Origin of the sequence: Paenibacillus forsythiae T98, assembly GCF_000520735.1 — a bacterium.
GTDB classification, from domain to species: domain Bacteria; phylum Bacillota; class Bacilli; order Paenibacillales; family Paenibacillaceae; genus Paenibacillus_AQ; species Paenibacillus_AQ forsythiae.
Genome location: NZ_ASSC01000639.1, coordinates 1 through 337, shown reverse-complemented (window position 1 = coordinate 337; position 337 = coordinate 1). Strand labels below are relative to the sequence as shown.

The following is a 337-nucleotide window of genomic DNA, read 5'->3' as shown; positions in this document are numbered from 1 at the left end:
GGTTCGCGGCGGCGCGGCGGAGAGCTGGCGGCGGAGACCTGCTGGGTTCCCGTCTGCAGGGCGCCGGACCAGCGGGAGGCTTTCCTGCGGCTCTCCGCCTCCATGCCGGTGCTGGCGCTTGGCTCGTCCGCCTTGCAGGGAGGTGATCCGGCTTCCCGGGAAGAGGCCGGGGCCGCCGTGCTCTACTCCTTCCTTCAGGCTGTGATCAACGCGGAGGTCAAGGGAGTTGTGGCCGGAATGGAGCAGGAGCTCCTTCCTTTCAAGGCCAACTACCGCCGGGGGCGATCGCCTCTGACCGAGCTGTGGTGGAACAGCCTGCTTACGGGCAGCCGCGACA

At 68.8% G+C, this 337-nt stretch carries 1 pseudogene; it reads left to right on the top strand.

Annotation, left to right across the window (positions count from 1 at the left end):
* Window positions 1-337, top strand: a pseudogene (locus tag L692_RS33030) (ATP-dependent helicase); the annotation flags it as partial.